Annotated in this window: 27 protein-coding genes; 17 read left to right on the top strand and 10 right to left on the bottom strand. The window is 73.0% G+C overall.

Translation table 11 applies throughout. The features are described 5' to 3' along the window. Positions 1-17: 17 nt before the first annotated feature. Entirely contained in the window at positions 18-746 is a 729-nt protein-coding gene (locus B0E54_RS01685; protein WP_234581361.1) for a hypothetical protein, read from the bottom strand. Positions 747-824: 78 nt separating this feature from the next. Between B0E54_RS01685 and B0E54_RS01680 the strand changes: the two genes are divergently transcribed. Further along, the gene (locus B0E54_RS01680) at positions 825-2,348 is read left to right on the top strand and encodes a dienelactone hydrolase family protein (protein ID WP_234581360.1); all 1,524 of its coding nucleotides are present in this window, start codon (positions 825-827) and stop codon (positions 2,346-2,348) included. Between the two features lie 35 nt (positions 2,349-2,383). Here B0E54_RS01680 and B0E54_RS01675 read toward each other — a convergent pair whose 3' ends face one another. The 3 genes from B0E54_RS01675 to B0E54_RS01665 all read right to left on the bottom strand — a co-directional run bounded on the left by B0E54_RS01675 (position 2,384) and on the right by B0E54_RS01665 (position 3,822). Beyond that, a complete protein-coding gene (locus tag B0E54_RS01675) occupies positions 2,384-2,755 on the bottom strand; it encodes a hypothetical protein (RefSeq protein ID WP_234581356.1) in 372 nt (123 codons plus the stop codon). After that, complete coding sequence (locus tag B0E54_RS01670; RefSeq protein WP_234581355.1) at positions 2,752-3,234, bottom strand: DUF6232 family protein; 483 nt, start codon at positions 3,232-3,234, stop codon at positions 2,752-2,754. Before B0E54_RS01670 ends, B0E54_RS01675 begins: the two co-directional genes overlap by 4 nt. A 105-nt stretch (positions 3,235-3,339) precedes the next feature. Continuing rightward, positions 3,340-3,822, bottom strand: a complete 483-nt coding sequence (locus tag B0E54_RS01665) for a DUF6232 family protein (protein WP_234581352.1) — start codon at positions 3,820-3,822, stop codon at positions 3,340-3,342. Between the two features lie 98 nt (positions 3,823-3,920). On the opposite strand from B0E54_RS01665, the gene B0E54_RS01660 reads away from it, so the two are divergent. The 4 genes from B0E54_RS01660 (at position 3,921) to B0E54_RS01645 (ending at position 8,347) form a co-directional block, all read left to right on the top strand. After that, the gene (locus tag B0E54_RS01660; protein WP_234581351.1) at positions 3,921-4,694 is read left to right on the top strand and encodes an enoyl-CoA hydratase/isomerase family protein; all 774 of its coding nucleotides are present in this window, start codon (positions 3,921-3,923) and stop codon (positions 4,692-4,694) included. Positions 4,695-4,776: 82 nt separating this feature from the next. Next, positions 4,777-6,399 carry an acetolactate synthase gene (locus tag B0E54_RS01655; RefSeq protein ID WP_234581350.1) on the top strand — a complete coding sequence of 541 codons (1,623 nt, stop codon included), beginning with the start codon at positions 4,777-4,779 and terminating at the stop codon, positions 6,397-6,399. Between the two features lie 170 nt (positions 6,400-6,569). Continuing rightward, positions 6,570-7,541 (top strand): ATP-binding cassette domain-containing protein, encoded by a 972-nt coding sequence (locus B0E54_RS01650; RefSeq protein ID WP_234581348.1) that lies wholly within the window; start codon positions 6,570-6,572, stop codon positions 7,539-7,541. Further along, positions 7,538-8,347: an ABC transporter permease gene (locus B0E54_RS01645; protein ID WP_234581346.1), complete on the top strand. Its 810-nt coding sequence runs from the start codon at positions 7,538-7,540 to the stop codon at positions 8,345-8,347. Before B0E54_RS01650 ends, B0E54_RS01645 begins: the two co-directional genes overlap by 4 nt. Positions 8,348-8,371: 24 nt before the next feature. Here the strand turns inward: B0E54_RS01645 and B0E54_RS01640 are convergent, their stop codons facing one another. From B0E54_RS01640 to B0E54_RS01630, 3 genes are read right to left on the bottom strand one after another with little or no spacing between them, the layout of a single operon-like run. Further along, positions 8,372-8,788 (bottom strand): PLD nuclease N-terminal domain-containing protein, encoded by a 417-nt coding sequence (locus tag B0E54_RS01640; RefSeq protein WP_234581343.1) that lies wholly within the window; start codon positions 8,786-8,788, stop codon positions 8,372-8,374. Between the two features lie 27 nt (positions 8,789-8,815). After that, a complete protein-coding gene (locus B0E54_RS01635; protein ID WP_234581342.1) occupies positions 8,816-9,121 on the bottom strand; it encodes a DUF202 domain-containing protein in 306 nt (101 codons plus the stop codon). After that, entirely contained in the window at positions 9,118-9,510 is a 393-nt protein-coding gene (locus B0E54_RS01630) for a YidH family protein (RefSeq protein ID WP_234581341.1), read from the bottom strand. Before B0E54_RS01630 ends, B0E54_RS01635 begins: the two co-directional genes overlap by 4 nt. Positions 9,511-9,552: 42 nt before the next feature. Between B0E54_RS01630 and B0E54_RS01625 the strand changes: the two genes are divergently transcribed. The 4 genes from B0E54_RS01625 (at position 9,553) to B0E54_RS01610 (ending at position 12,701) form a co-directional block, all read left to right on the top strand. Then, positions 9,553-10,350, top strand: a complete 798-nt coding sequence (locus tag B0E54_RS01625; RefSeq protein WP_234581340.1) for a GNAT family N-acetyltransferase — start codon at positions 9,553-9,555, stop codon at positions 10,348-10,350. Then, on the top strand, positions 10,347-10,760 hold the full coding sequence (locus B0E54_RS01620; protein WP_234581339.1) for a hypothetical protein: 414 nt from the start codon (positions 10,347-10,349) through the stop codon (positions 10,758-10,760). Before B0E54_RS01625 ends, B0E54_RS01620 begins: the two co-directional genes overlap by 4 nt. Before the next feature lie 186 nt (positions 10,761-10,946). Next, the gene (locus B0E54_RS01615) at positions 10,947-11,726 is read left to right on the top strand and encodes an electron transfer flavoprotein subunit beta/FixA family protein (RefSeq protein WP_234581337.1); all 780 of its coding nucleotides are present in this window, start codon (positions 10,947-10,949) and stop codon (positions 11,724-11,726) included. Positions 11,727-11,741: 15 nt separating this feature from the next. Beyond that, on the top strand, positions 11,742-12,701 hold the full coding sequence (locus B0E54_RS01610) for an electron transfer flavoprotein subunit alpha/FixB family protein (protein ID WP_234581336.1): 960 nt from the start codon (positions 11,742-11,744) through the stop codon (positions 12,699-12,701). A gap of 94 nt (positions 12,702-12,795) precedes the next feature. Here the strand turns inward: B0E54_RS01610 and B0E54_RS01605 are convergent, their stop codons facing one another. Then, positions 12,796-13,614: an anti-sigma factor gene (locus B0E54_RS01605; protein WP_234581335.1), complete on the bottom strand. Its 819-nt coding sequence runs from the start codon at positions 13,612-13,614 to the stop codon at positions 12,796-12,798. Next, positions 13,568-14,170 carry an RNA polymerase sigma factor gene (locus B0E54_RS01600; protein ID WP_234581334.1) on the bottom strand — a complete coding sequence of 201 codons (603 nt, stop codon included), beginning with the start codon at positions 14,168-14,170 and terminating at the stop codon, positions 13,568-13,570. Before B0E54_RS01600 ends, B0E54_RS01605 begins: the two co-directional genes overlap by 47 nt. Before the next feature lie 230 nt (positions 14,171-14,400). Here B0E54_RS01600 and B0E54_RS01595 point away from each other — a divergent pair, with 230 nt between their 5' ends. The 7 genes from B0E54_RS01595 to B0E54_RS01565 all read left to right on the top strand — a co-directional run bounded on the left by B0E54_RS01595 (position 14,401) and on the right by B0E54_RS01565 (position 20,924). Further along, on the top strand, positions 14,401-15,231 hold the full coding sequence (locus B0E54_RS01595) for a DUF4397 domain-containing protein (RefSeq protein WP_234581333.1): 831 nt from the start codon (positions 14,401-14,403) through the stop codon (positions 15,229-15,231). Continuing rightward, positions 15,228-15,887 (top strand): class F sortase, encoded by a 660-nt coding sequence (locus B0E54_RS01590; RefSeq protein WP_234581332.1) that lies wholly within the window; start codon positions 15,228-15,230, stop codon positions 15,885-15,887. Before B0E54_RS01595 ends, B0E54_RS01590 begins: the two co-directional genes overlap by 4 nt. Before the next feature lie 108 nt (positions 15,888-15,995). Next, on the top strand, positions 15,996-17,171 hold the full coding sequence (locus B0E54_RS01585) for a cysteine desulfurase family protein (RefSeq protein ID WP_234581331.1): 1,176 nt from the start codon (positions 15,996-15,998) through the stop codon (positions 17,169-17,171). A gap of 164 nt (positions 17,172-17,335) precedes the next feature. Further along, on the top strand, positions 17,336-18,409 hold the full coding sequence (gene mnmA, locus B0E54_RS01580; protein ID WP_234581330.1) for a tRNA 2-thiouridine(34) synthase MnmA: 1,074 nt from the start codon (positions 17,336-17,338) through the stop codon (positions 18,407-18,409). 60 nt (positions 18,410-18,469) lie between these two features. Further along, complete coding sequence (locus B0E54_RS01575; protein ID WP_234581327.1) at positions 18,470-19,474, top strand: methionine synthase; 1,005 nt, start codon at positions 18,470-18,472, stop codon at positions 19,472-19,474. 37 nt (positions 19,475-19,511) lie between these two features. Then, positions 19,512-19,883 (top strand): VOC family protein, encoded by a 372-nt coding sequence (locus tag B0E54_RS01570; RefSeq protein ID WP_234581326.1) that lies wholly within the window; start codon positions 19,512-19,514, stop codon positions 19,881-19,883. A gap of 30 nt (positions 19,884-19,913) precedes the next feature. Next, positions 19,914-20,924, top strand: coding sequence for an ADP-ribosylglycohydrolase family protein (locus tag B0E54_RS01565; protein ID WP_234581553.1), 1,011 nt, complete (start codon positions 19,914-19,916; stop codon positions 20,922-20,924). 161 nt (positions 20,925-21,085) lie between these two features. On the opposite strand, the gene B0E54_RS01560 is transcribed toward B0E54_RS01565, so the two are convergent. Next, on the bottom strand, positions 21,086-21,631 hold the full coding sequence (locus B0E54_RS01560; protein WP_234581325.1) for a type II toxin-antitoxin system PemK/MazF family toxin: 546 nt from the start codon (positions 21,629-21,631) through the stop codon (positions 21,086-21,088). A gap of 657 nt (positions 21,632-22,288) precedes the next feature. Between B0E54_RS01560 and ligA the strand changes: the two genes are divergently transcribed. Next, complete coding sequence (ligA, locus tag B0E54_RS01555; RefSeq protein ID WP_234581323.1) at positions 22,289-24,424, top strand: NAD-dependent DNA ligase LigA; 2,136 nt, start codon at positions 22,289-22,291, stop codon at positions 24,422-24,424. The last annotated feature ends 98 nt before the right edge of the window (positions 24,425-24,522 follow it).

Raw genomic sequence — 24,522 nt, 5'->3', positions numbered from 1 at the left:
CGGCCGGCGCGTGGGTCTCAGCCGGCAGGCTCGTCGCTGAGCTTCTCGCCGCGTCGCCGCAGCATGCCGAGACCGGGGATGCCCGCCACGGCGAGCTTGAGATCACGGGTGACGTCCAACAGGTCGTGCAGGTCGGGCCCGACCCGGTCCAGCGTCGCCAGGATCGGCAGGATGTCGGCGGTCAGGTGCTCCTTGAGCTTGGGCAACTCGTCGATCAGGTGGATCGCCGCGGTGATCTCCTCGTGGCTCAGCTCCTCGACGAACCGCCCGGTCATCGGCGCGGCCCGGCGCAGCGCCGGCTCGTACGCCGCCAGCAGCTCCGCCGCCGTGGTCGCCGCCTGCGCGGCGGTGCCCACGGTGACCGCGGCGCTGCCGGCCACCGCCTCGGCCTCGGTGACCACAGTGCCGGCGAGGTGCGCGACCTTCTCGGCCTCGGTGACCACCACGGCGGCGGCCGTCGCCACCTCGCTGGCGGTGTCGATGGCGGTGGTCGCGGCGGCGCTGATCACCGCTACCTCGCGGACCGCCGCCTCGGCGTCGGTGAGCACCGCGTCGGTCCGGTCCAGGGTCGTCTCGATCCGGTCCACCACGCCGTTGATCCTGGCCAGCAGCGCTTCCACCCCGTCGAGCACCGCGAACGCGCGGGCGGGCACGGCGGCGAACGAGGCCGCCGAGCCGAGCGCCTGATCGAGGGCGGAGCGGGTCAGGCCGACCACGGCGCCTGGTGTGGGGAGGGGAATCGCCATGGGACCAAGTGTGCGTCGGCCCCGCCACAACCGCTCGCGGGCGATCACCGGTGCGGTCCGCGGCGGTAGGGTGCCGGCATGTCGGCCGCCTCGCCGCACCACCCTCCGAGCACCCGCGCGGCCGTCCTGCTCGCCGTGCTCGCGGCGGTGGCCGCCGCGCTCGGCACGGCGGTGCTGGTCCGCGCGGACGCCGGCCTCTCCGTGCGGCAGGTCACCGTCGACGGCGTGCCGATGACCGAGGTACGCGCCGGTCCGCCGACACCCGACGCGCGGCGGCCCGGCGTGGTGATCGCGCACGGGTTCGCCGGCTCGGGGCGGCTGATGCGCCCGATCGCCGACACCGTGGCCCGCCGAGGAGCGGTGGCGCTGCTGTTCGACTTCGCCGGGCACGGCGCCAACGCGGCCCGACTCGGCCCCGACATGTCACCCGCGACGCTCGCCGCCGACCTGGACGCCGCGGTCGCACATCTGCGCGCCCAGCCGGACGTGGACCCCGCCCAGATCATGCTGGTGGGTCACTCGATGGGCGCGGGCGCGGTGACCCGGTACGCGGCCGCGCATCCGGAGATCGCCCGGACCGTGGCGATCTCCCTGCCCGGCTCCGGCGAACTGCCGCCGGGTCGCCCGGCGGAGTTGTTGCTCATCGTCGGCGGCGCGGAGTTTCCCGCGTTCCGGCGCGCGGCCGACGACGCGGTGCGGCGCGGGGCGGCGGTCGGCCGGCGGCCAGCGGTGGTGGTGCCCGGGGTGGAGCACATCTCGGTGCTCTTCGCGCCCCGCACCCACGAGGAGATCGCCGACTGGTTGCCCAGCGTCGACGGGAGCGCGTCGCCCCGACCGCTGGTCCGGCTCGCCGGGGCGGCGCTGCTGGTGTTCGCGTTCGCCATCGGCGTCGTCCCGTTGGCTGCCCTGCTCCTGGGCCGGCGGGCCGGCGCAGGAACGGCGTCGGCCGCCGGCCGGCCGCCGCTGCGTGGTCTCGTCCTGCTCGGGCTGGCCGTCCTCGCGAGCGGTCTCGCGGCGGCGGCCGCCGCCGTCCTGCCGACCAACCGTCTCCCGCTCGCGGTCGGCGGTTACGTCACGGGCTTCCTGCTGGTCAGCGGGTTGCTGGTGAGCGGCGGCCAACGCTGGCTGCCCGCCGCGACGCGAGCGCCCGGCGTGGCCGTGGACGAGACCGGTCGCCGTACGCCGGCACGGACCACTGTCGCCGCGCTGGCGCTGACGGCGTACGCCGTCAGCGCCGTGGGTCTGCCGATCCACCTCGGGCTGACCTCGGCGCTGCCCGTCGGCGCCCGCTGGTGGCTGCTCCCGGTGGTGCTGGGCGCGTGCCTGCTGTTTCTGCTGGGCGTCGAGCAGGTCGCGGCCGGCCGGACCTGGCGTCGTCTGCTTGTCGTCGCGGTCACCGTGCTCGTGCTGAGCACGTCGGCGGTGGTCGGCCTGGCGCCCGGGTTCGTGCTGCTGGTGGTGCCGTTGTTCGCGGTGCTGCTCGGCTGGCACGTGCTGTGGGCGGCGGTGCTGCGCCGGTACGCGACCCCGCGCTGGCTGCCGGCGCTCGTGGGCGCCGCCCTGCTGGGCTGGCCGATCGCCACCACCCTGCCCCTGACCTGACGGCTCCGCCGTCGAGCTGACGCCCGGCCGGGGGTCTAGCGGCCGGCGCGGGCGACCCGCAGCGCCCACCAGATCAGTGGGACCTGCATCGGCACCCGGCCGTAGGCGACGGCCCGTTTCGACGGCCGCCGGTGCCGCCAGTCCACAGCCATCTTCACGTTGGCCGGCAGCACGGCGACGAACAGCGCGGCGGCGGCCCGACCGCCGGCCCGCCGGGTCGCGGGGTGTGCCACCGCCGCCGCCACCGCCAGCTCGGCGACCCCGCTGGCGTACGTCCAGAGCCGGGCCGGCCCGGGCAGCGCGCGCGGCACGATCGGGTCGTAGAAGCCGGGGCGCAGCAGGTGGGTGACGCCGGCCGTGGCGAGCAGCCCGGCGAGCGCGACGGCCTCGCCGCGACGGGTGGTCATCGATGGTCCCCCTGCTGTTCGACGGCGCGCTGCACGGCCCGGTAGATCTGCCCGAACCGTAGCGCGTCCGGCGTGCGCAGCAGCATGTGCTCCTGACCGTGGTGCTGCACCCACAGCTCGTGCACGTGGCTGCCGCGCTCGTACGAGCGGTCCAGCCAGCCGAGGGGAATCTCCAGGAACGGGGCCAGCGCCAGCGCCCCCACCGCGCAGGCGGCCAGGATGATCAGCGCCAGTTGCCAGTTGCCCCGATCCTGCGCCGACCAGGCCAGCGAGACCACGCAGACCAGCGCGACGAGGGGCGGCAGCGACAGCAGCAGGACCAGCACACCGCGACCCAGCACCCGGCCGCGTACGGCGAGGGTCTTCTGCCCTCGTTCGTGCCAGACGAACGTCACGTCGGGCAGGGCGATCACCTGGCCGCCGGCCCGGATCGACTCGGAGGTCACCTGCACCGCGTCGTCCCGGTAATAGAGGGTCATCACTAAGCCTAACCACCGGCAGGCAACTCGCGCGCCTCGGCGGCGGCCGCGACAGTTCCGTCAGCGGTCGACGGAACTGCCCCAGATCGGCGAACGGCGAGAGGGCTAGCGGCGCGCGGTGGGCCGGGCGGCCGGCTGGGTGTGCTCCATCGCGCGCTGCACCGCCCGGTAGATCTGCCCGAAGCGCAGGGCGTCGCCGGTGTGCAGCAACCGCACCGGCTGCCCGCGCCAGCGGGCCCAGATCTCCATCTGCCGGCTGCCCCTGGCGTACGAGCGGTCCAGGTGTTCGAAGAGGAAGTCGGCGACCGGGCCGACGGCCAGCCCGACCAGCACCGAGGCGCCGACGATGGCGATGGTCACGGTGGGGGAGCGGTGCAGCCAGACGGCCAGGCCGATGCCGAGCACGGCCGCGACAAGTGGGCCGGCCAGCGCGGCGCCGAGCGCGCCGCGCCCGACCAGCACCCGCCAGGAGCGGCTGCCCCGGCGGTGCCAGACCATGGTGATCTCGGCCAGCGAGTAGCTGCGGCCGTCGACCTGGACGGCGGTGGAGGTGACCTGCACCGACCTGTCGTCGTAATACGTGATCATGGCTGGACTCCCGCCCGAGGGGCTGACACCACACTACTTACCCCAACGAGCCGGGTCGTAAGGTTGGCACGCGACTTCGACGAGGAAGTGAGGGCAGCGTGGGCGAGTTCGTTCGGCTGGAGACCACTGACGGCATCGGCACGATCCGGCTGGAGCGGCCGCCGATGAACGCGCTCAACACCCAGGTGCAGGAGGAGTTGCGCGCCGCCGCCACGGCGGCCACCGCCGACCCCGAGGTCCGCGCCGTCATCGTGTACGGCGGGGAGAAGGTCTTCGCCGCCGGGGCGGACATCAAGCAGATGGCCGACATGTCCTACGTGGACATGGCCGACCGGGCGGCTGCCCTGTCCAGCGCGCTCGGCGCGATCGCCCGCATCCCCAAGCCGGTGGTCGCCGCGATCACCGGCTACGCCCTGGGCGGGGGCTGCGAGCTGGCGCTGGCCTGCGACTGGCGGGTCGTGGCCGAGGACGCCAAGCTCGGCCAGCCGGAGATCAGGCTCGGCATCATCCCCGGTGCGGGCGGCACCCAGCGACTGGCCCGCCTGGTCGGGCCGGCGCGCGCGAAGGATCTGATCATGTCGGGGCGGATGGTGGACGCGCAGGAGGCGCTGCGGATCGGCCTGGCCGACCGGGTCGCCCCGGCTGCCGAGGTCTACGACGCGGCGGTCGCGCTCGTCACGCCGTACCTCAAGGGGCCTGTGCAGGCGCTGCGCGCGGCGAAGCTGGCTGTCGACGGCGGCCTGGACATGGACCTGAACTCCGGCCTGGCCTGGGAGAGTCAGCTCTTCGCGGCCCTGTTCGCAACCGACGACCGGCGCGAGGGCATGGCGGCGTTCGTCGAGAAGCGCAAGCCGGACTTCACCGGCCGCTGATGATTAGCTGAGAACGGTTCACATTGTTCCTACCGGCCAGTAGCGTGGGGCCTCGGTCATGAGGAACGAAGGGGAGCGGCGAATGACGGAGCGGATCGAGGGGCACGGCGGAGAATTGGCCCTCGCGGCACTACGCGCCCACGGCGTACGGGAGATGTTCACGCTGTCCGGCGGGCACGTCTTCCCGCTGTACGACGCCGCGCACAAGGCCGACTTCCCGATCTACGACGTCCGGCACGAGCAGTCCGCGGTCTTCGCCGCCGAGGCGGTGGCCAAGCTCCAGCGCCGTCCCGGCCTCGCCGTGCTCACCGCCGGGCCGGGCGTCACCAACGGCATCTCGGGCATGACCAGCGCCTTCTTCAACGCGTCCCCGGTGCTGGTGCTCGGTGGCCGGGCACCCGCGTTCCGCTGGGGATCGGGCAGCCTCCAGGAGATGGACCACCTGCCGCTGGTCACCCCGGTCACCAAGCACGCCGAGACGGTGTTCAGCACCGACGACATCCCCCGTGCGGTGGGCGCCGCCCTCACCGCAGCGCTCACCCCGCACCGCGGCCCGGTCTTCCTGGACTTCCCGCTGGAGACCGTCTTCTCGGTCGCCGACGCCGACCTGCCCGCGCCGTCCGGCGTCGACCCCGCCGAGCCGGACCCGGACGAGGTCAGCCGGGCCGCGACGCTGATCGCCGGCGCGCAGCGGCCGGTCATCATCGCCGGCTCGGACGTCTACGCGGGCGACGCGGTGGCGGCCCTGCGCGAGGCCGCCGAGGCGTTGCAGGTGCCGGTCTTCACCAACGGCATGGGCCGCGGCTCCCTGCCCCCGGAGCATCCCCTCGCCTTCGCCAAGGCCCGCCGCGCCGCGCTCTCCGGCGCCGACGTCGTCGTGGTGGTCGGCACGCCGCTGGACTTCCGGCTCAGCTTCGGTGACTTCGGCGAGGCCAAGGTGGTGCACATCGTCGACGCTCCCAGTCAGCGCGCCACGCACGTGCAGCCGGCCGTGGCCCCGGCCGGCGACCTGCGCCTGATCCTCTCCGCGCTGGCCGACCACGCCGGTGACCGGGCCGACCACACCGACTGGATCGCCGACCTGCGGGTCGCCGAGGACGCGGCGAAGGCCCGGGACGCCGCCGAGATGGCCGCCGAGACCGACCCGATCCGGCCGGCCCGCATCTACGGCGAACTGCGCCGGGCGCTCGCCCCGGACGCGATCACCATCGGTGACGGAGGCGACTTCGTCTCGTACGCCGGTCGGTATCTGGAGCCGTCGCAGCCCGGCACCTGGCTGGACCCGGGCCCGTACGGCTGCCTGGGCACCGGCATGGGCTACGCGATGGGCGCCCGGGTCAGCCACCCGGACCGGCAGATCTGCGTGCTGATGGGCGACGGCGCGGCCGGCTTCTCGCTGATGGACGTCGAGTCGCTGGTCCGCCAGAAGCTGCCCGTGGTGATCGTCGTCGGCAACAACGGCATCTGGGGGCTGGAGAAGCACCCGATGAAGGCCATGTACGGCTACGACGTCGCCGCCGACCTCCAGCCCGAGCTGCGCTACGACACGGTCGTCAGCGCGCTCGGCGGCGCCGGGGAGACGGTCGCCAAGGCCGCCGACCTGGGCCCGGCCCTCAAGCGGGCGTTCGACGCCGGAGTGCCGTACCTCGTCAACGTGCTCACCGACCCGACCGACGCGTACCCCCGCTCGTCGAACCTGGCCTGAGTCGCACCCGCAGCCGCCGTCGCCCCTCGCGGGCGGCGGCGGCGCGCGTCTTCCCGCAGCTAAATAGGCGGAATGTCAGCGTCGGTCGCCGTAACGTCAGCGCGGGATCGGCGGGATGTCAGCCCTGTCGCCCATGGTGGTGTCAACACCCGCAGACGACAGGAGTTGCGATGGACCACGCGATCCGCGCCGAGGGTCTGGTGCGGCGTTTCGGCGCCACCACCGCCCTCGCCGGAGTTGACCTGGCGGTCCCGACCGGGACGGTCTTCGGTCTGCTCGGGCCGAACGGCGCCGGCAAGACCACTGCGGTACGGGTGCTCGCCACCCTGCTGCGCGCCGACGAGGGACATGCCACGGTGGGCGGCTTCGACGTGGTCCGCGACGCCCACCGCGTGCGTCAGCTGATCGGCCTCACCGGCCAGTACGCCTCGGTCGACGAGACCCTGACCGGCGCGGAGAACCTGCTGCTGATCGGGCGGTTGCTCGGTCTCAGCCGGGCCGACGCCAAGCAGCGGGGCCGGCAACTGCTCGACGACTTCGGGCTGAGCGACGCCGCCGACCGGGCCGTGAAGACGTTCTCCGGCGGAATGCGGCGGCGACTGGACCTCGCCGCCAGCCTGGTCGGTAGGCCGCAGGTGCTGTTCCTCGACGAGCCGACCACCGGCCTGGACCCGCGCAGCCGCAACGACCTGTGGGACGTCGTGCGCACCTTGGTCGCGGACGGGGTGACGGTGCTGCTCACCACCCAGTACCTGGAGGAGGCCGACCAGCTCGCCGGCGAGATCGCCGTGGTCGACCACGGGCGGGTGATCGCCCAGGGGACGCCGGAGGAGCTGAAGGCGAAGACCGGCGGCCAGACCCTCACCGTGCGCCCAGCCGACGTCGCCGATCTCGGCACCGTGGTCGCCATCGCCGCCGAGGTGGCCGGCGTGACCCCCGAGGTCGCGCAGACCGCGGTCACCGTCGCGGTGAACGACGCTCGCGTACTGCCCGTCATGGTGAGCCGCCTCGACGCGGCCGAGATCCCGGTCGCCGAGCTGGCGCTGCGCGGCGCGAGCCTGGACGAGGTCTTCCTCTCCCTCACCGGCCACCGGGCCGAGGACGCCCCGGCCGACACCGACCTGGAAAGGACCCCGGCATGACCTCCGCGACGCTCAGCCCCGCGCTCGCCCCGGCCCGGCGACTCGGAGTCGCCGCCGGGCTGCGGCACACCTTCACGCTGGCCTGGCGCAGCCTCGTGCAGATCAAACACAACCCGATGGAGCTGCTCGACCTCAGCATCCAGCCGGTGATGTTCGTGCTGCTGTTCACCTACGTCTTCGGCCCGGCCATCGCAGGCTCGTCCGGCGAGTACCTCACCTTCATGCTGCCCGGCATCATGGTGCAGAACGCGCTCTTCGCCACGATGACGACGGGGTTCGGGCTGAACAACGACCTCACCAAGGGCGTCTTCGACCGGCTGCGGGCGCTGCCCATCGCCCGGTGGGCGCCGCTGGCCGGCCGGATCCTCGCCGACACCGTCAAGCAGGCGTGGTCGATCGCGCTGCTGCTCGGCGTCGGGTCGATCCTCGGCTTCCGGGTCGGCAACGGCGTGCTCGGCGTGGTGGGGGCGTTCGCGCTGCTGCTGGCGTTCACGCTGGCCGCGTCCTGGATCTCGGTGCTCGTCGGGGTGCTGGTGAGTGAACCGGACAAGGTGCAGATCTTCGGCTTCATGGTGATCTTCCCGCTGACCTTCACCAGCAACATCTTCGTCCCGACCGACCGGATGCCGGGCTGGTTGCAGAACTGGGTGGAGGTCAACCCGGTGACAGTGGTGGCCGACGCGCTGCGGGGCCTGCTGGTCGGTGGGCCGGTGGCCGGGCCGGTGCTCCAGACGCTGCTGTGGGGCGCCGGCATCGCGGTGATCTTCGCGCCGCTGGCCGTACGCGGCCTCAGGCGTCGGGTCTGAGCTGCGTACCGGCCGAGCTGGTGCTCACACCTCCGGCCGGTCACCCTCACGGGGCGGATCACCGTCGCGGCGGCGCAGGTCGTCCTCACGCCGGCGCAGGTCCTCCTCCCAGCGGCGGAAGAGTTCCTGGTCCTGCTGGCGGGTGCGGTCCTGCACGGAGCGCAGGAACTCCGGGTCGTCGTCGGGAGCGAGCGGGCGGCGCGGCTGCCGATCGGTGGAGCCGTTGCCGGAGGGCCACGCCGTGCGGGTCGCGGTGCCGGGCTCCCGGCCGGCGATGAACCAGGCGATCGACCCGACCAGGGGGAAGAACAGGATGATCAGCACCCAGGCGATCCGGGGAAGGGCGCGGATCTGGCCCTCCTCGGCGGAGAGGCAACTGATCAGCGCGCAGACGGCGAGGACAATCTGCGCCAGGAAGAGGAGAACGTACAGCCGGGCCATGCACCCATCATGGCGCACCGCGTCCCGTCACCACAGTCCGCGAACCGTCACCAGCACGCCGAGCAGTGCGAGCCCGACGGTGCCCAGCGCGACCAGCGGCAAGGTCCGGCCGCCGGTGCGGGCGGCCCCGGTGCCGGTTCCGCGGGGCCAGCAGAGCACGAGCACGCCGCCCCAGACCAGGACGGCCGCACCGGCGACCACCGCTCCGAACGGGCCGCCGTTGGACGCCAACCGGACGGCGAGCGCGGTCACCACGGTCAGCGTCAGCAGGGTGCGTCGCCAGGCCAGCCGGGTCCGCTCCGGTTGCAGCCCGGGATCGCGTCCGGCGCTCACCGTCCACCGATCGCGCGCGCCAGCACCGCGATGACCAGCAGCACCGCGCCGGCGCCCACGGCGAGGGCGAGGACGGCGGGGAAGCGGGAGGCGGGCAGCTCCTGACCGAGCCGGATGGCCCGTTCGGTACGCGCCCAGTGGTCCACGGCGCGGATCGCGACGGCGCCGCCGAGCAGCAGCAGCGCGACCGCGATGACCTCCCGCAGGTGGCTCATCGGCAGCTGCGGCAGGAACTGCGCGGCGGCCAGCCCGCCACCGACCAGCGCCAGGCTGGTGCGCAGCCAGGCCAGGAAGGTCCGCTCGTTGGCCAGCGAGAACCGGTAGTCGGGTGTCTCACCGACGGCGCGCGCCTCGGTCGGGTCGAACCACCGCCTGATCACCTCCCACATGCTGGGAGATTATCCGCTTCCCCGGGGTCTTAGCCTGGTGTGGTGACCGATCTTGATGTGACCACGCTGCGCACCGCCTACGACAACCAGCTCCGCCCGGAGATCCCCGACCCGGTTCCGGCCGGGGTGACCGTGGAGCGGGACGGGCCGCTGGTCCGGATCATCGGGCTCGACGCCGGGGGGTTCCTCACCTACCGCGACCTGGGCGGGTTGACCGGCGACGCGCTGGACGAGCTGATCGCCCGGCAGGTGGCGCTGTTCCGCGAGCGCGGCCAGTCGGTCGAGTGGAAGCTCAACGGGCACGACGAACCGGCGGACCTGGCGGATCGGCTGCGCGCCGCCGGCTTCGTGCCGGAGGACCGGGAGACCGTCGTGGTCGGGCCGGTCGCGCCGCTGGCCGCCGCGCTGCCCGTCGTCCCCGAGGGGGTACGCCTTCGTGAGGTGAGCGCCCGCGTCGACCTGGAGCGGATCGCCGCCATGGAGGAGGAAGTCTGGCAGGAGGACCGCTCGCACCTCGTGTGGGGTCTGGCCAAGGAGATCGACGCCGACCCGCACTCGATCACCGTGGTGGTGGCGGAGGTGGACGACACGGTGGTCAGCGCCGGCTGGGTGCGCTTCCCGGCGAACACCGGCTTCGCCACCCTGTGGGGTGGCTCGACCCTGGCGCAGTGGCGGCACCGGGGCATCTACCGGGCGCTGGTCACCTACCGGGCCCGGCTGGCCGACCAGCGGGGCCGGACGCTGCTGCAGGTCGACTGTTCCGAGGACAGCCGGCCGATCCTGGAGCGACTCGGCCTCGTCCCGGTCACCACCACCACCCCGTACGTCTACACTCCGTGATCATGGAACAGCGGTTGACGGACGAGGAGCGCCTGACCCTCAAGACGGGTGCCTTCGGCGCGATCTTCCTGGTCTCGAACGCCGATCCGGGGATGCTGGGCGTGATCCGGGAGAGCGTCGCCGCCTCCGGCGCGCTGGCCGATGCCAGTGGGGTGGTCAAGGAGGCGCTGACCACCGGTCCGCTGCCCCGGCTGCCCCGGGACTCCCAGTTGGAGATCGAGTCGGTGGTGTTGCCGGCGCTCGGCCGGGCGGTGCGGATCCTGCGGGAGAAGTCGCCGGCCGACGTCGAGGCGTACCGCTCGGTGGTGTTGACCGCGGCGGACCGGGTGGCCCGCGCGCACGACGGGGTGGCCCCGGCCGAGGCCGCCGCCATCGACCAGATCCGGGGTGCGCTGGCCGAGCCGGCCTGACCGCGCGGGTGCCGGTGAGCTGTGTCACTCTGAGTGCCCGGTGGTCGCAACCTACTGGCAGGTAACATTGCGCCGTGGGCAACTGCACAGCAGCCCGCGGTTGACCTGGCGTCGACCGACGCGCGAGGCTGCGGCCCAACCGGGCGAGCCAATCGCAACACCACACAGGAGGGTCGTCGAAGCGCGATGAATATCGTCGTACTCGTCAAGCAGGTGCCTGATTCGGGCGCGGACCGCAACCTGCGCAATGACGACAACACCGTCGACCGCGGTTCGGCGAACAACGTGATCAACGAGATGGACGAGTACGCCATCGAGGAGGCGCTGAAGATCAAGGAGGCGCACGGTGGCGAGGTCACCATCCTGACGATGGGTCCGGACCGGGCGACCGAGTCGATCCGCAAGGCGCTCTCCATGGGCCCGGACAAGGCCGTGCACGTCGTGGACGACGCCCTGCACGGTTCCTGCGCCGTGGCCACCTCGAAGGTGCTCGCCGCCGTCCTCGGTCAGCTCAACGCCGACCTGGTGATCTGCGGCGCCGAGTCCACCGACGGCCGGGTCCAGGTCATGCCGCACATGATCGCCGAGCGGCTCGGCGTCGCGGCGCTCACCGGTGCCCGCAAGCTCACCGTCGACGGCGCCACGCTGACCGTCGAGCGGCAGACCGAGGAGGGCTACGAGGTCGTCACCGCCTCCACCCCGGCCGTGGTCTCCGTGTGGGACACCATCAACGAGCCGCGCTACCCCTCGTTCAAGGGCATCATGGCGGCCAAGAAGAAGCCGGTGCAGACGTTCTCCCTGGCCGACCTCGGCGTCGCGCCGACCGAGGTGGGCTTCGACGGTGCGACAAGCGCCGTCGTCGAGCACACCAAGCGCCCGCCGCGCTCCGGCGGCGCCAAGATCACCGATGAGGGCGAGGGCGGCGTCAAGCTGGTCGAGTTCCTCGCCACCGAGAAGTTCGTGTGAGAGGGGGGTTCTGACATGTCTGAGGTTCTCGTCGTCGTCGAAGCCACCAAGGAATTCGGCGTCAAGAAGGTCACCCTGGAGATGCTCACCCTCGCGCGTGAGCTGGGCACCCCGAGCGCCGTGGTGCTCGGTGGCGCCGGCGCGGCCGAGGCGCTGAGCGCCAAGCTGGGCGAGTACGGCGCGGAGAAGATCTACGCCGCCGAGGGTGACGAGATCGACGGCTACCTGGTGGCCCCCAAGGCGACAGTGCTGGCCGAGCTGGTCAACCGGGTGCAGCCGGCCGCCGTGCTGCTGGCCTCGGCCCAGGAGGGCAAGGAGATCGCCGCCCGCCTCGCCGTCAAGCTGGACAACGGCATCCTGACCGACGTGGTCGGCCTGGCCGCCGACGGCACCGCCACCCAGGTCGCCTTCGCCGGCTCCACGATCGTCAAGTCCAAGGTCACCAAGGGTCTGCCGCTGGTCACCGTCCGGCCCAACTCGGTCACCCCGGCCCCGGCCGCCGCGAGCCCGGCGATCGAGCAGCTGACCGTGTCGGTCACCGACACCGACAAGCTGGCCAAGGTCGTCGAGCGGGTCGCCGAGCAGAAGGGCTCCCGCCCCGAGCTGACCGAGGCCGGCGTCGTCGTCTCCGGTGGCCGGGGTGTCGGCAACGCCGACAACTTCAAGCTGGTCGAGGAGCTGGCCGACCTGCTCGGCGGCGCCGTCGGCGCGTCCCGTGCGGCTGTCGACTCCGGCTTCTACCCGCACCAGTTCCAGGTGGGCCAGACCGGCAAGACGGTCTCCCCGCAGCTCTACGTCGCGCTCGGCATCTCCGGCGCCATCCAGCACCGGGCCGGCATGCAGACCTCGAAGACGATCGTCGCCGTCAACAAGGACGGCGAGGCACCGATCTTCGAGTTGGCCGACTTCGGCGTGGTGGGCGACCTGTTCAAGATCGTCCCGCAGGCCGCCGAGGAGATCCGCAAGCGTAAGTGACAGTGCAGGAACCGAAAAGTGGCCGCCCGTCGCCGGGCGGCCACTTTTTCGTGGGAGCTGATCAGCGGGCCGGGGAGCTGAGCCGGCCCGCTGATCAGCCCGTCAGGGTGCCTCTCAACAGGCTGTCGCCGGAGTGGCGGGTGTTGTTGTCGTACTTCTCAGCGGAGACGTCGACCACCGAGTAGCTCTTGAGGTCGACATTCGGAGGCAGGGGCAGCAGAGCGTCCGAGTCGACACCGAGGGTGCCGATCGAGAACATCTCCATGTTCGTCGGGTTGATGAGCCAGACCTCGTAGTACCCCGGCACGCGCGGGAGATTCGCCACATGCAGATGTAGTTGGCCGCTCTGCAGAACCCGCGCGTCACCCTGGGCGGACTTCGGCGTCGAACCGAAGGCGGCCAGGGGCGCGCTGGCCAGCACCGCGGGCGTCGGAGCGGGCGCCGGCTCGTCTGGGCGCAGCACCGAGACGGTGCCCACCACGCCGATCGCCGCCGCCGCGACGGCGGTCACCGCGGTGGCCGCCCAGCGCGACCAACCGGCACGTCGACGGGACCGTGACCGGCCGCCCGGTCCGGGGCCCGCGACATCCGGTGCCGCAGGCGCGGTTGGCGAGCCGCCCGGCCGCTGCCCGATCGTCGCCTGCTCGGCGGCCTGCTGCCGGCGGGCCTCGGTCAGCGACGGTACGGCCTCGGCCGCCCTGATCTCGGCGGTGATGCCCCGCCAGATGTGCTCCGGCGGGTCGGGCAGGTCACCGAGGCCCTGCGTCTCCACGCCGAGCCCGGCCACCTGCCGCAGAGCCGTCAGCTCCGCGCGGCAGTGCGCGCAGGTGTCGAGGTGGGTGCTCTCCCCGTTGTCCGCGTCGCTCTCACCGAGCGCCAGAAAAACCAGCCGCTCGTGCTCCAGGTGCTGCACCGTCCACCTCCCATCTGCGTTTCAAGCTCGCCATGCCGCGCCGGATGTGACTCTTCACCGTGCCCAGCGGCACCCCGGTCACCGTGGCTATCTGCTGGTGTGTCAGGTCGTCGTAGAAGGCCAGCTCCAGCATGCGTCGCTGGTCGTCGGGCAGGCGTGCCAGCTCGTCCGCGATGACCAGCCGGTCCACCACCCGGTCCGGGTCTGGTGTCGACTGCGCCGGCTCGGGCAACTGCCGGACCGTCTCCACCACGCGGGTCTCCCGCGCCGTGGCCCGCATCCGGTCGATCACCTTGCGCCGGCCGATGCCGAGCAGCCAGCCGATCAACGACCCCTTGGCCGGATCGAAGGTGTCCCTTCCCAGCCAGGCGGCCACGAACGTCGCCTGCGTCACATCCTCGGCGTCGGCGCGGTTGGCCAGCATGGAGGTGGCCAGGTGGAGGACGGCGCGGCCGTAGCGGTCGTACGCCTCGCGCAGCGCCACCTCGTCGCCGGACCGAAACCGGGGCGCGAGGTCGTCCACCGGTGGGTCCGGTTGTTGTGGTAGCGCCGTCATCAGGCGTCCCGCCTTCGATGGGGCATACCCGACTGTAGCTGCCACAGTCCCCGCCCCACTTTCCCGGTCGATGTCATCTCACCAGCTCTTCGTCCGTCGGACCCGATCCGGATGCGGTGGTGGCCGGAAAAAGAAATCGCGTCGAGGGCGCATCCAGCCGTCGCGGAGCCGGCGTAACCCGTTCTGCAAGCCAGGCCTGACGAATCAGCACCAATCACCAGGAGGCAGACATGCAGCTCTCGTACTTCCGTCGGGTCGCCGCGGGCGGCGCCGTCGCCGCGTTGGCCTTCGCCGGCGTCGCCGCGTTCACCGCCAGCCCCGCGTACGCCGCCACGTCGAAGGTCTCCGTCGTGCACGGCATCCCGGACACCCCGGTCGACGTCTACGTCAACGGCAAGAAGACGCTCAACAACTTCAAGCCCGGTGACGTGGCCGGCCCGCTGAACCTGGCCGAGGGCGAGTACGACATCGCCCTCACCAAGCCGGGCGAGCCGGTCGGCAGCGCGATCCTCAAGGTCGACAACGCCGAGGTGCCGGGTGGGGCGAACATCAGCCTCGCCGCCCACCTCGACGCCGCCGGCAAGCCGAAGATCACGCCGTTCGTGAACGACGTCTCGAAGGTCGACGCCGGTAAGGCCCGGCTGATCGTCCGGCACACCGCCGCCGCCCCGGCGGTCGACGTGCGTGCCGGTGGCACCCCGGTCTTCAAGGGCCTGACCAACCCGAAGGAGGCCAAGGCCGACGTCGACGCCGGCACGGTGAAGGCGGACGTGGTGCTGGCCGGCACCGACACCGTGGCCATCGGCCCGGCGGACCTCAACCTCAAGGAGGGCACCGCCACGATCGTCTACGCGATCGGCTCGGCCGAGGACAAGAACCTCGACGTGGTGGCTCAGACGATCACCGGCCTGCACTCCGCCCCGGGCGGCGTGCCGAGCGGTGACGGTGGCCAGGCGGGCACCGGCGTGCAGACCTGGTGGTACGCGCTGGCCGGTGCCGGCGTACTCATGCTGCTCGGTGGTGGGGTGCGGATGGCGACCGCGCGGACCGGTCGCAAGTGACGGTGCGCAACTGCGGCGCGCTGGCGGCCCTGGCCGCCGGCGTTGCCGCGCTCACCGTCGCCACCCTGGTGGCGTGCAACTCCCAGCCGGCCGGGAACGTCGGCGCCGAGGAGGCGAGCACGCTTGCCGCCAGCGCGACCCCCTCGGCCGCCGACGCCGACCCGTCGGTGCCGGTGGCCGCCGGTGAGCTGCCGGCCGGCGCCGGGATCGTCCCCCCGGTCCGGCTGGTGATCCCCGGGATCGACGTCACGGCCACCGTCAACGCGGTGGGCATCAACGAGCGGACCAACGAGTTCGAGGTGCCGCCCAGCGTCGATCAGATCGGCTGGTACCGCTACGGCCCCGGCCTGGAGGCGGACGCCGGTTCGGTGGTCATCGCCGGTCACGTGGACAGCGCCAAGCAGGGCAAGGGGGCGTTCTTCCGGCTGCGCGAGCTGGACCAGGGCGACACCCTGACCGCGACCGGCAGCGACGGCAAGGCGCGCGAGTACCGGGTCGTCGCCCGGGAGGAGTACGCCAAGACCAAGATCCCGCTGGAGCGGTACTTCGCCCGCGACGGCAAGCCGCGACTGACGCTGATCACCTGCGGCGGGCCGTTCGACGCCAAGGCCCGCAAGTACCGCGACAACATCGTCGTCACGGCGGTGCCCGCCTGACCGGGCGGTCGCAGCGGTGCCGGGGTGGGGGAATCCCACCCCGGCACCGTCGCATGGAGCCCACTCCGCCCTCCGGTCTCTGACAACCCGGCCGTACGCTGAACGGTGATGGCTTACCTGGATCACGCGGCGACGACTCCGATGCTCGACGAGGCACTGGAGGCGTACGTCGCTACCGCCCGCGAGGTCGGCAACGCGTCCTCCCTGCACGCGGCGGGTCGTCGTGCCCGTCGCCGGGTCGAGGAGTCGCGCGAGCGGGTGGCCGCGGTGCTAGGCGCCCGGCCGTCCGAGGTGATCTTCACCGGTGGCGGCACGGAGAGCGACAACCTCGCGGTCAAGGGCATCTTCTGGGCCCGCCGGGGCGCCGGCCCCGACCGCCGACGGGTGATCTCCAGCGCCGTCGAGCACCACGCCGTGCTGGATTCGGTCGACTGGCTCATCGAGCACGAGAGAGCCGAGATCGGCTGGCTGCCGGTGGACTCCGCCGGTCGTCTCGACCCGGAGACCCTGCGTGCCGAGCTGACCGCGTATGCCGACCGGGTGGCCCTGGTCACCGCCATGTGGGCCAACAATGAGGTCGGCACCGTACAGCCGGTGGCCGAGCTGGCCGCCGTCGCCGCCGAGCACGGCGTGCCCTTCCACACCGACGCCATCCAGGCCGTCGGTCAGGTGCCCGTCGACTTCGCCGCCAGCGGGGCCGCCGCGCTCACCGTCACCGGGCACAAGCTGGGCGGCCCGATCGGGGTGGGCGCGCTGCTGCTCGGCCGGGACGTCGCGGCCGTCCCGCTGCTGCACGGCGGCGGCCAGGAACGCGACGTCCGTTCCGGCACGCTGGACACCGCGGGCATCGTCGCCTTCGCGGTCGCCGTCGAGACGGCCGTGAAGGGCCAGCAGGAGTACGCGGCCCGGGTCGCCGCGCTCCGCGACGACCTGATCGAGCGGGTCCGCCGAGCGGTGCCCGAGGTGGTCTACAACGGTGATCCGACCGACCGGCTGCCCGGCAACGCGCACTTCTCCTTCCCGGGCTGCGAGGGCGACGCCCTGCTGCTCCTGCTGGACGCCCAGGGCATCGCCTGCTCGACGGGTTCGGCCTGCTCGGCGGGGGTGGCCCAGCCCTCGCACGTCCTGCTGGCGATGGGCGCCGACGACGACCGCGCCCGTTCCTCCCTGCGTTTCACCCTCGGCCACACCAGCACCCAGGCCGACGTGGACGCCCTGGTAGCGGCCCTACCGGCGGCGGTGGAACGAGCCCGCCGAGCAGCAGCCCCCCGCACCCCCCGCTAACTCCCGCCCCACCCGGTCGATCATGGAGTGGTGGTGCCCGGCGTGGGGAGATAAGCGGCTTCTGTCACCCACCACGATTCCATGATCGACCAGGTGGGGCGGGGTGGGTTCCCGGGCTGGTGGATAGGGTTGGCGCGGGGACGGGACGGGAAGGGAGCGGGCTGGTGAGGGTTTTGGCGGCGATGTCGGGCGGGGTTGACTCGGCCGTGGCGGCGGCGCGGGCGGTGGCGGCCGGGCATGACGTGACAGGCGTGCACCTGGCGCTGGCCCGCAACCCGCAGACGTACCGGACCGGGGCGCGCGGCTGCTGCACCCTGGAGGACTCCCGGGACGCCCGCCGGGCCGCCGACGTGATCGGCATCCCGTTCTACGTGTGGGACATGGCCGACCGTTTCCACGAGGACGTGGTCGACGACTTCGTGGCCGAGTACGCCGCGGGTCGTACGCCAAATCCGTGCCTGCGCTGCAACGAGAAGATCAAGTTCGCGGCGGTGCTGGACCGGGCGGTGGCCCTGGGCTTCGACGCGGTGGTCACCGGCCACCACGCCCGGCTCGGCCCGGACGGGCTGCTGCGCCGCAGCGTCGACGTGGCCAAGGACCAGTCGTACGTGCTGGCGGTCCTCACCCGCGAGCAGCTGGACCGGTCGATGTTCCCGCTCGGCGACTCGACGAAGGCGCAGGTCCGCACGGAGGCCGCCGAGCGCGGCCTGGCGGTGGCCGACAAGCCGGACTCCCACGACATCTGCTTCATCGCCGACGGCGACACCCGCGGCTTCCTCGCCGGCCGGCTCGGCGAGGCGCCCGGCGACGTCGTCGACGCGAGCACCGGCGCGGTGGTCGGCAGTCACACCGGCGCGTACGCCTACACGGTGGGGCAGCGTCGCGGCCTGCACCTGGATCGGCCCGCCCCCGACGGCCGACCGCGCTACGTGCTCTCCATCACGCCCAAGACCAACACGGTCACCGTCGGTCCGGCCGAGGCGCTGGAGGTCTCCCAGGTGCGGGCCACCCGCCCGGTGTGGACCGGTGGCCCCCGTCCGGTCGCGCCGGTCGAGTGCGAGGTGCAGTTGCGCGCGCACGGTGACGTGGTGCCGGCGACCGTCGACCTCGACGGCGACACGCTGCACGCCGAGCTGCGTCGGCCGGTCCGCGGTGTGGCCGCCGGGCAGGCCGTGGTGGCGTACCGACCGGACCCGGCCGGCGACATCGTCCTCGGCTCCGCGACCATCACCGGCTGACCGGGCCCTCGGCGCGTGGTCGCCGAGCGGCCGGCGCGGCCAGCGGGATAGCCTTCGGCCGTGACAGATCAGGCGTGGCCCTGGCCGGCCGGCGCGGCGACCGGTATCGGTTCGTTGCCCGGCACCGACATCGCCGAGGCCCAGCGGGTCGTCCTCGGTGAGCTTCCCGAGCTGCCGCACCTGCCCGAGCTGCCCGCACGTGGCCCCGGCGCCGACCTGATCGGCCGCAGCGCCGGGCTGCTGGTCGAGCTGCCCGTCGAGCTGTACACCGGGCGTTGGCGGGTCGCTCCCCGCCCCGGCCGTGACCTGCGCCGGGCCCGGGACCTGATGGAACGTGACCTGGACCAGCTCGCCGAGCAGGCCGAGGGGTACGCCGGCCCGATCAAGGTGCAGGCCGCCGGCCCACTCACCCTGGCCGCCTCGCTGGAACTGCCGATCGGCGGCCGGCTGCTGCGTGACACCGGCGCGGTCCGCGACCTCACCGGCTCCCTCGCCGAAGGGCTGCGCGGGCACGTCGCGGCGGTCGCCCGACGGCTGCCCGGGGCATCGGTGCTGCTGCAACTGGACGAGCCGTCGCTGCCGACCGTGCTGGCCGGGCGGGTGCCCACCGAGAGCGGGCTGGGCGCGTACCGGGCGGTGGAGTCAGCCGACGCGGCCGCTCTGCTGCGCACTGTCGTCGACGCGGTGGGCGTACCCACTGTGGTGCACTGCTGCGCCCCGCAGGTGCCGCTGGAGCTGATCCGTTCCACCGGCGCCGTCGCGGTCGCCCTCGACCTCGACCTGGTCACCGACCTGGACCCGCTGGGCGAGGCCATCGACGCGGGCCTCGGACTGCTGGCCGGCGCCGCACCGACCCGGCCGCCGTCGGCCGGTGGCGCACCGACCTCCGCGCAGGTCGCCGACCGGGTACGCCAGATCTGGGACCGCCTCGGCTTTCCCCGTCGGCAACTCGCCGAGCAGGTGGTCGTCACCCCGGCGTGCGGCCTGGCCGGAGCCACCCCCCAGTACGCCCGGGCGGTGCTCGCGGCCTGCCGGGATGCCGGCCGCCGGTTCACCGAGGAGTGACGTTTTCCTGTCGTACCCCGTGGGCAGGATGACGGTCATGATTGGACAGCTACGTTCAGTGGTGATCGACTGCCCCGATCCGCGGGCGCTGGCCGCGTTCTACTCCGAGCTGCTCGGCATCGCCCTGTTCGAGGCCGAGGGCGAGGCCGATGACGAGTGGGTGGTGCTGGGCGGCCCGCCCGGGCACCAGCCCCGCCTGGCGTTCCAGCGGGCACTCAACCTGCGGCCGCCGGCCTGGCCGGACCCGGAGCGCCCCCAGCAGTTCCACCTCGACGTGACGGTGGACGACATCGAGAGCGCCGAGAAGGCGGCGCTCGCGCTAGGTGCTCGGCGGCTGCCCGGCGAGGGCGAGGGCTTCCGGGTCTATGCCGACCCGGCCGGCCACCCGTTCTGCCTCTGCTGGGACTGAGCATGGCGTGGGTTGCGGCGGCCCGGCATCATGGCCGCCGTGATCCACTCCTCTCCGTCGCGCGCCTCCGGTTCGCTCTTCGGCCTCGCCTACGGCGACGCCCTGGGCAAGCCCACCGAGTTCCTGACCGTCGCCGAGATCCGACACCGCTACGGCCCGACCGGCCCGCGTGAGCTGACCGGCGAGCCGGCGCTGGTCACCGACGACACCCAGATGGCGCTGGCGGTGGGTTGGGCGCTGCACGAGGCGCCGTCGCTCACTCCGCAGGCGGTGGAGCCGCTGCTGCGACAGCGTTTCGTGGCCTGGTCGGTCAGCCCCGACAACAACCGCGCCCCCGGGATGACCTGCCTACGCGCCTGCGCCGACCTGGGCCGAGGGCTGCCCTGGCAGGAGGCGACGATCGCCGACTCCAAGGGCTGCGGCGCCAACATGCGCGTGACGCCGGTAGGGATGCTGGACGCCGACCTCGACACACTGGCCGGACTGGCCCAGTTGCAGGCCGGCCTCACCCACGGCCACCCGACCGGGTTGGCCGCCAGCGACATCACCGCGTACGCCGTCTTCGCCCTGCGTGGGGGCGTCACGCTCGCGGAGCTTCCCGCGAATCTCACCGAACGGGCGCGGTCCCAGCGCCGCGTCTACCACGGCGAGTGGCTGGGCGATCTCTGGCGGCGCCCCGGGGTCGACACGCCGGAGGACTTCATCGCTCGCGGCTGGGACGAGTGCCTGGCGGCGCTGCGCCGACTGACCGTCGCCCTCGCCGAGCCGGACGACGGCGGCGACCCGTGCCAGGCAACGGGGGAGGGCTGGGTGGCCGAGGAGGCACTGGCCACCGCGCTGTTCTGCGCCGTACGCCACGCTGACGACCCGGTCGCCGCGCTGGCCCGGGGCGCTACCACCGCCGGCGACTCCGATTCGATCGCCGCCCTGGCCGGCGCCTTCGTGGGCGCGGCCACCGGGATGGCGGCCTGGCCGCCCGGATGGGCCGACCGCATCGAGTACGCCGACCAACTCGCCACCCTCGGCGCAGCCTGGGACTGACGCCCCCGTGCCCCGGTCGGGGTGGGGTGATCGACTCGGGTTCCTTGAAGTCGGGGTGTTGCTGGCGGTCGGACACCCCGGGTTCCTGGAATCCGAGTGGATCATGGGTACGGGGCCGGGGTGGTCTGCGGCCGGGGTGGCCGGTGGCCTGTGGCCCGGTGTCAGCTGGTGGGCAGGTGGCGCAGGCTGCGGACCTTGCGCCACAGGTCGGCGTCACAACGGCCGGCGCGGTCGGCGAAGTCGGCCGAGCTGATTCGGATCGGCTCGGTCAGGCTCAGGTAGCTGTCGTGCTCGGCGCCGGGATCCCAGTCCCGGGTGGGAATCCGGACGTGGTCGTCCCGGTCGCTCTTGTCCTGACTGGTGATCTTCAGAACGTCGGCGCCCCGGGAGTCGGCGCGCAGCACCAGGCAGGGCCGCACCTTCGAGCCGCTGCCGTCGACGTACGGCACGTCGGCCCACCAGATCTCGCCGGCCGCCGGAGTGCCGGCCGCCCGATCGGTGTCGCGGGAGCGCGGCGTGGTGGACGGCCGATCGGTGCCGCGTGGCCTCGGCGGCGCGGGACGACGACCACCCGTGCGGGTCGGGGCGCCGCGGTCAGGTCGGTCGGTCGAGCGTCGGCTGTTTGCCCGGTGCCGCCAACTGTTCCACGCCCAGCCGGCGGCCACCGCCAGCAGGATCGCCGCCGCCCAGAGCAACGCCCGGGTCATCGCCACCTCCGCGTCAGGGCGGCACGCCGGCCGCTTCGTTCGGCGATCCTCGCACGTCACCGCCCCTGCCGCCCGCCGACGACACCGCCGCCCGCGCCGGCCGGACCCTTCCCGCCCGCGGGCCGACCGCGCACACCGGCCGAACCCTCCCGCCGACGGCCGCGCCGCCCGGACCTTCGCGCCTACGGGCCGACCGCCCGCACTGCCCGGACCCTCCCCACTGCCCGCACCGCTCGAACCCCTCCCGACTGCCCGCACCGCCCGAACCCCTCCCGTCGCCGGCACCGCCGCACGCGCCGCCGGGACACTCCCGCCCGCGGGTCTCCCGCCCGCGCCCGGCCGGGCCCTCCCGACTGAGGGCCGACGGCCTGCGCCGCCCGTGATCCACTCCACATCGCCGAGGTGGGGGCATCAGGGCGCTCGGACACCCCCAGGTCGGCGATCTGGAGTCGATCAACGGCCGGCGAGTCCGGCGTCGATCGCCGTTCGGCGTCGGGTGGGGCGTCGCCGGGTCCCGGGGCGTCGCCGGGCGGGGCGTCGCCGGGCTGCGCGGGGTGTTACCGGTGGCGCAGGTGGGCGTCGGATTGTCACCCCGGACCGATACCGTGCCTTAGTAGCGTGATCAGGGAGGTCGCAGGCGTGTCCGAAGGTGGCGGGGTGTCCGAGGAGCAGATCGGTCAACAGGTCAGCCCGGCTCAGGAGGCGGCGGCCGGCGCGGAGCCGACGCCGCAGGCGCGGGAGCGGCACGCCACGCTGAGCCGTGAGCTGACCGAGCATCAGTACCGCTACTACGTGCTGGACTCGCCGATCATCACCGATGCCGAGTTCGACAAGCAGTTGCGTGAGCTGGAGGCGTTGGAGGAGGAGTTCCCGGCGCTGCGGACGCCGGATTCGCCGACCCAGCGGGTGGGCGGCACGTTCTCCACCGACTTCACGCCGGTCACGCACGCCGAGCGGATGCTCTCGCTCGACAACGCCTTCGCCGACGAGGAGTTGGCGGCCTGGGCCGAGCGGGTCGAGCGGGACGCGGGCGGGCCGGTTCCCTACCTCTGCGAGTTGAAGGTCGACGGTCTGGCGATCAACCTGACCTACGAGGCCGGTCGACTGGTCCGGGCGGCCACCCGTGGCGACGGCCGCACCGGCGAGGACGTCACCGCCAATGTGCGCAGCATTCGGGACGTGCCCAGCCAGCTTGCGCCGTCCGCCGAGTTCCCGACGGTGCCCGAGCTGCTGGAGGTCCGGGGCGAGATCTACTTCCCGGTGGCCGGGTTCGCCGACCTCAACGCGAGCCTGGTCGAGCAGGGGCGGGCGCCGTTCGCCAACCCGCGTAACGCCGCCGCTGGCAGTCTGCGGCAGAAGGACCCCCGGGTGACCGCCTCCCGACCGTTGCGTCTCGTCGTGCACGGCATCGGCGCCCGCCGAGGGTTCCAGCCCACCGCGCAGTCGGAGTCGTACGCGGCGCTGAAGGCGTGGGGGCTGCCGACGAGTGACCGGTGGCGGGTGGTCCCGGATCTGTCCGGCGTGGCGGAATACATCGCCTACTACGCCGAGCACCGTCACGACGTCGAGCATGAGATCGACGGTGTGGTGGTCAAGGTCGACCCGGTCTCCATCCAGGGTCGCCTGGGCTCGACCAGCCGTGCACCCCGCTGGGCGATCGCCTTCAAGTACCCGCCGGAGGAGGTGACCACCAAGCTGCTCGACATCGACGTCAACGTGGGGCGCACGGGTCGGGTCACCCCGTTCGCCGTCCTCGAACCGGTGCGGGTGGCCGGTTCCACCGTCGCGCTCGCCACCCTGCACAACGCCCGCGAGGTCGAGCGCAAGGGTGTGCTGATCGGCGACACGGTGGTGCTGCGCAAGGCCGGCGACGTGATTCCCGAGGTGCTCGGCCCGGTGGTCGATCTGCGGCCCGCCGACGCCCGCCCGTTCGTCATGCCGACCACCTGCCCGGCCTGCGGCACCCCGCTCGCGCCGTCCAAGGAGGGCGACGTCGACATCCGGTGCCCGAACACCCGCAGTTGCCCGGCCCAGCTCCGCGAGCGGGTGTTCCACCTCGCCGGTCGTGGCGCGTTCGACATCGAGGTGCTGGGCTACAAGGGCGCGGCGGCACTGCTGGACGCGGAGATCATCACCGACGAGGGTGACCTCTTCCAGCTCGACGCCGACCAGCTGTCCCGGTCACCGTTCTTCGTCAACAAGGACGGCAGCCTCGGCAGCAACGCGGTCAAGCTGCTCGACAATCTGGCCGTCGCCCGGGAACGTGACCTGTGGCGGGTGCTGGTGGCGCTCTCCATCCGGCACGTCGGCCCCACCGCCGCCCAGGCGCTGGCCCGGCACTTCCGCTCGATGGAGGCCATCGACGCCGCCAGCGAGGAGGAGCTGTCCTCGGTCGACGGGGTCGGGCCGACCATCGCGGCCAGCATCCGGGAGTGGTTCGCCGTGGACTGGCACCGCGAGGTGGTCCGCAAGTGGGCCGAGGCGGGCGTACGGATGGCCGAGGAGGCCGTCGACGAGGGCCCGCGCCCGCTCGAAGGGTTGACGGTCGTGGTGACGGGCACCCTCGCCGGCTTCTCGCGCGACCAGGCCGCCGAGGCCGTGCAGACCAGGGGCGGCAAGGTCAGCGGGTCGGTCTCCAAGAAGACGAGCTTCGTCGTCGTGGGGGACAACCCGGGTTCCAAGGCCGACAAGGCGGCCAGCCTCAAGGTGCCGGTGCTCGACGAGGACGGGTTCCGGGTGCTGTTGGACGACGGCCCGGACGCCGCGCGGGAGGTCGCCCGGGTGGAGGGCTGACCGCGGCGACCTGCCGACGCGGCGGCCCGTCGCGTATACCAACTTAATTACGACTACGACCGATTCGTGACTGTCATACCGGGAAACCCGGGGCCGAG

The sequence above is a fragment of the Micromonospora sp. MH99 genome, from assembly GCF_021442385.1.
Taxonomy (GTDB): Bacteria; Actinomycetota; Actinomycetes; order Mycobacteriales; family Micromonosporaceae; genus Micromonospora.
This window is presented reverse-complemented; position numbering and strand designations above follow the sequence as displayed.

Coding starts and splice junctions, on each gene's coding strand:
- B0E54_RS01685 (WP_234581361.1), bottom strand. CDS start 746: ATGGCGATTCCCCTCCCCACACCAGGCGCCGTGGTCGGCCTGACCCGC.
- B0E54_RS01680 (WP_234581360.1), top strand. CDS start 825: ATGTCGGCCGCCTCGCCGCACCACCCTCCGAGCACCCGCGCGGCCGTC.
- B0E54_RS01675 (WP_234581356.1), bottom strand. CDS start 2,755: ATGACCACCCGTCGCGGCGAGGCCGTCGCGCTCGCCGGGCTGCTCGCC.
- B0E54_RS01670 (WP_234581355.1), bottom strand. CDS start 3,234: ATGACCCTCTATTACCGGGACGACGCGGTGCAGGTGACCTCCGAGTCG.
- B0E54_RS01665 (WP_234581352.1), bottom strand. CDS start 3,822: ATGATCACGTATTACGACGACAGGTCGGTGCAGGTCACCTCCACCGCC.
- B0E54_RS01655 (WP_234581350.1), top strand. CDS start 4,777: ATGACGGAGCGGATCGAGGGGCACGGCGGAGAATTGGCCCTCGCGGCA.
- B0E54_RS01650 (WP_234581348.1), top strand. CDS start 6,570: ATGGACCACGCGATCCGCGCCGAGGGTCTGGTGCGGCGTTTCGGCGCC.
- B0E54_RS01645 (WP_234581346.1), top strand. CDS start 7,538: ATGACCTCCGCGACGCTCAGCCCCGCGCTCGCCCCGGCCCGGCGACTC.
- B0E54_RS01640 (WP_234581343.1), bottom strand. CDS start 8,788: ATGGCCCGGCTGTACGTTCTCCTCTTCCTGGCGCAGATTGTCCTCGCC.
- B0E54_RS01630 (WP_234581341.1), bottom strand. CDS start 9,510: ATGTGGGAGGTGATCAGGCGGTGGTTCGACCCGACCGAGGCGCGCGCC.
- B0E54_RS01615 (WP_234581337.1), top strand. CDS start 10,947: ATGAATATCGTCGTACTCGTCAAGCAGGTGCCTGATTCGGGCGCGGAC.
- B0E54_RS01610 (WP_234581336.1), top strand. CDS start 11,742: ATGTCTGAGGTTCTCGTCGTCGTCGAAGCCACCAAGGAATTCGGCGTC.
- B0E54_RS01600 (WP_234581334.1), bottom strand. CDS start 14,170: ATGACGGCGCTACCACAACAACCGGACCCACCGGTGGACGACCTCGCG.
- B0E54_RS01595 (WP_234581333.1), top strand. CDS start 14,401: ATGCAGCTCTCGTACTTCCGTCGGGTCGCCGCGGGCGGCGCCGTCGCC.
- B0E54_RS01585 (WP_234581331.1), top strand. CDS start 15,996: ATGGCTTACCTGGATCACGCGGCGACGACTCCGATGCTCGACGAGGCA.
- B0E54_RS01570 (WP_234581326.1), top strand. CDS start 19,512: ATGATTGGACAGCTACGTTCAGTGGTGATCGACTGCCCCGATCCGCGG.
- B0E54_RS01565 (WP_234581553.1), top strand. CDS start 19,914: ATGGCCGCCGTGATCCACTCCTCTCCGTCGCGCGCCTCCGGTTCGCTC.
- B0E54_RS01560 (WP_234581325.1), bottom strand. CDS start 21,631: ATGACCCGGGCGTTGCTCTGGGCGGCGGCGATCCTGCTGGCGGTGGCC.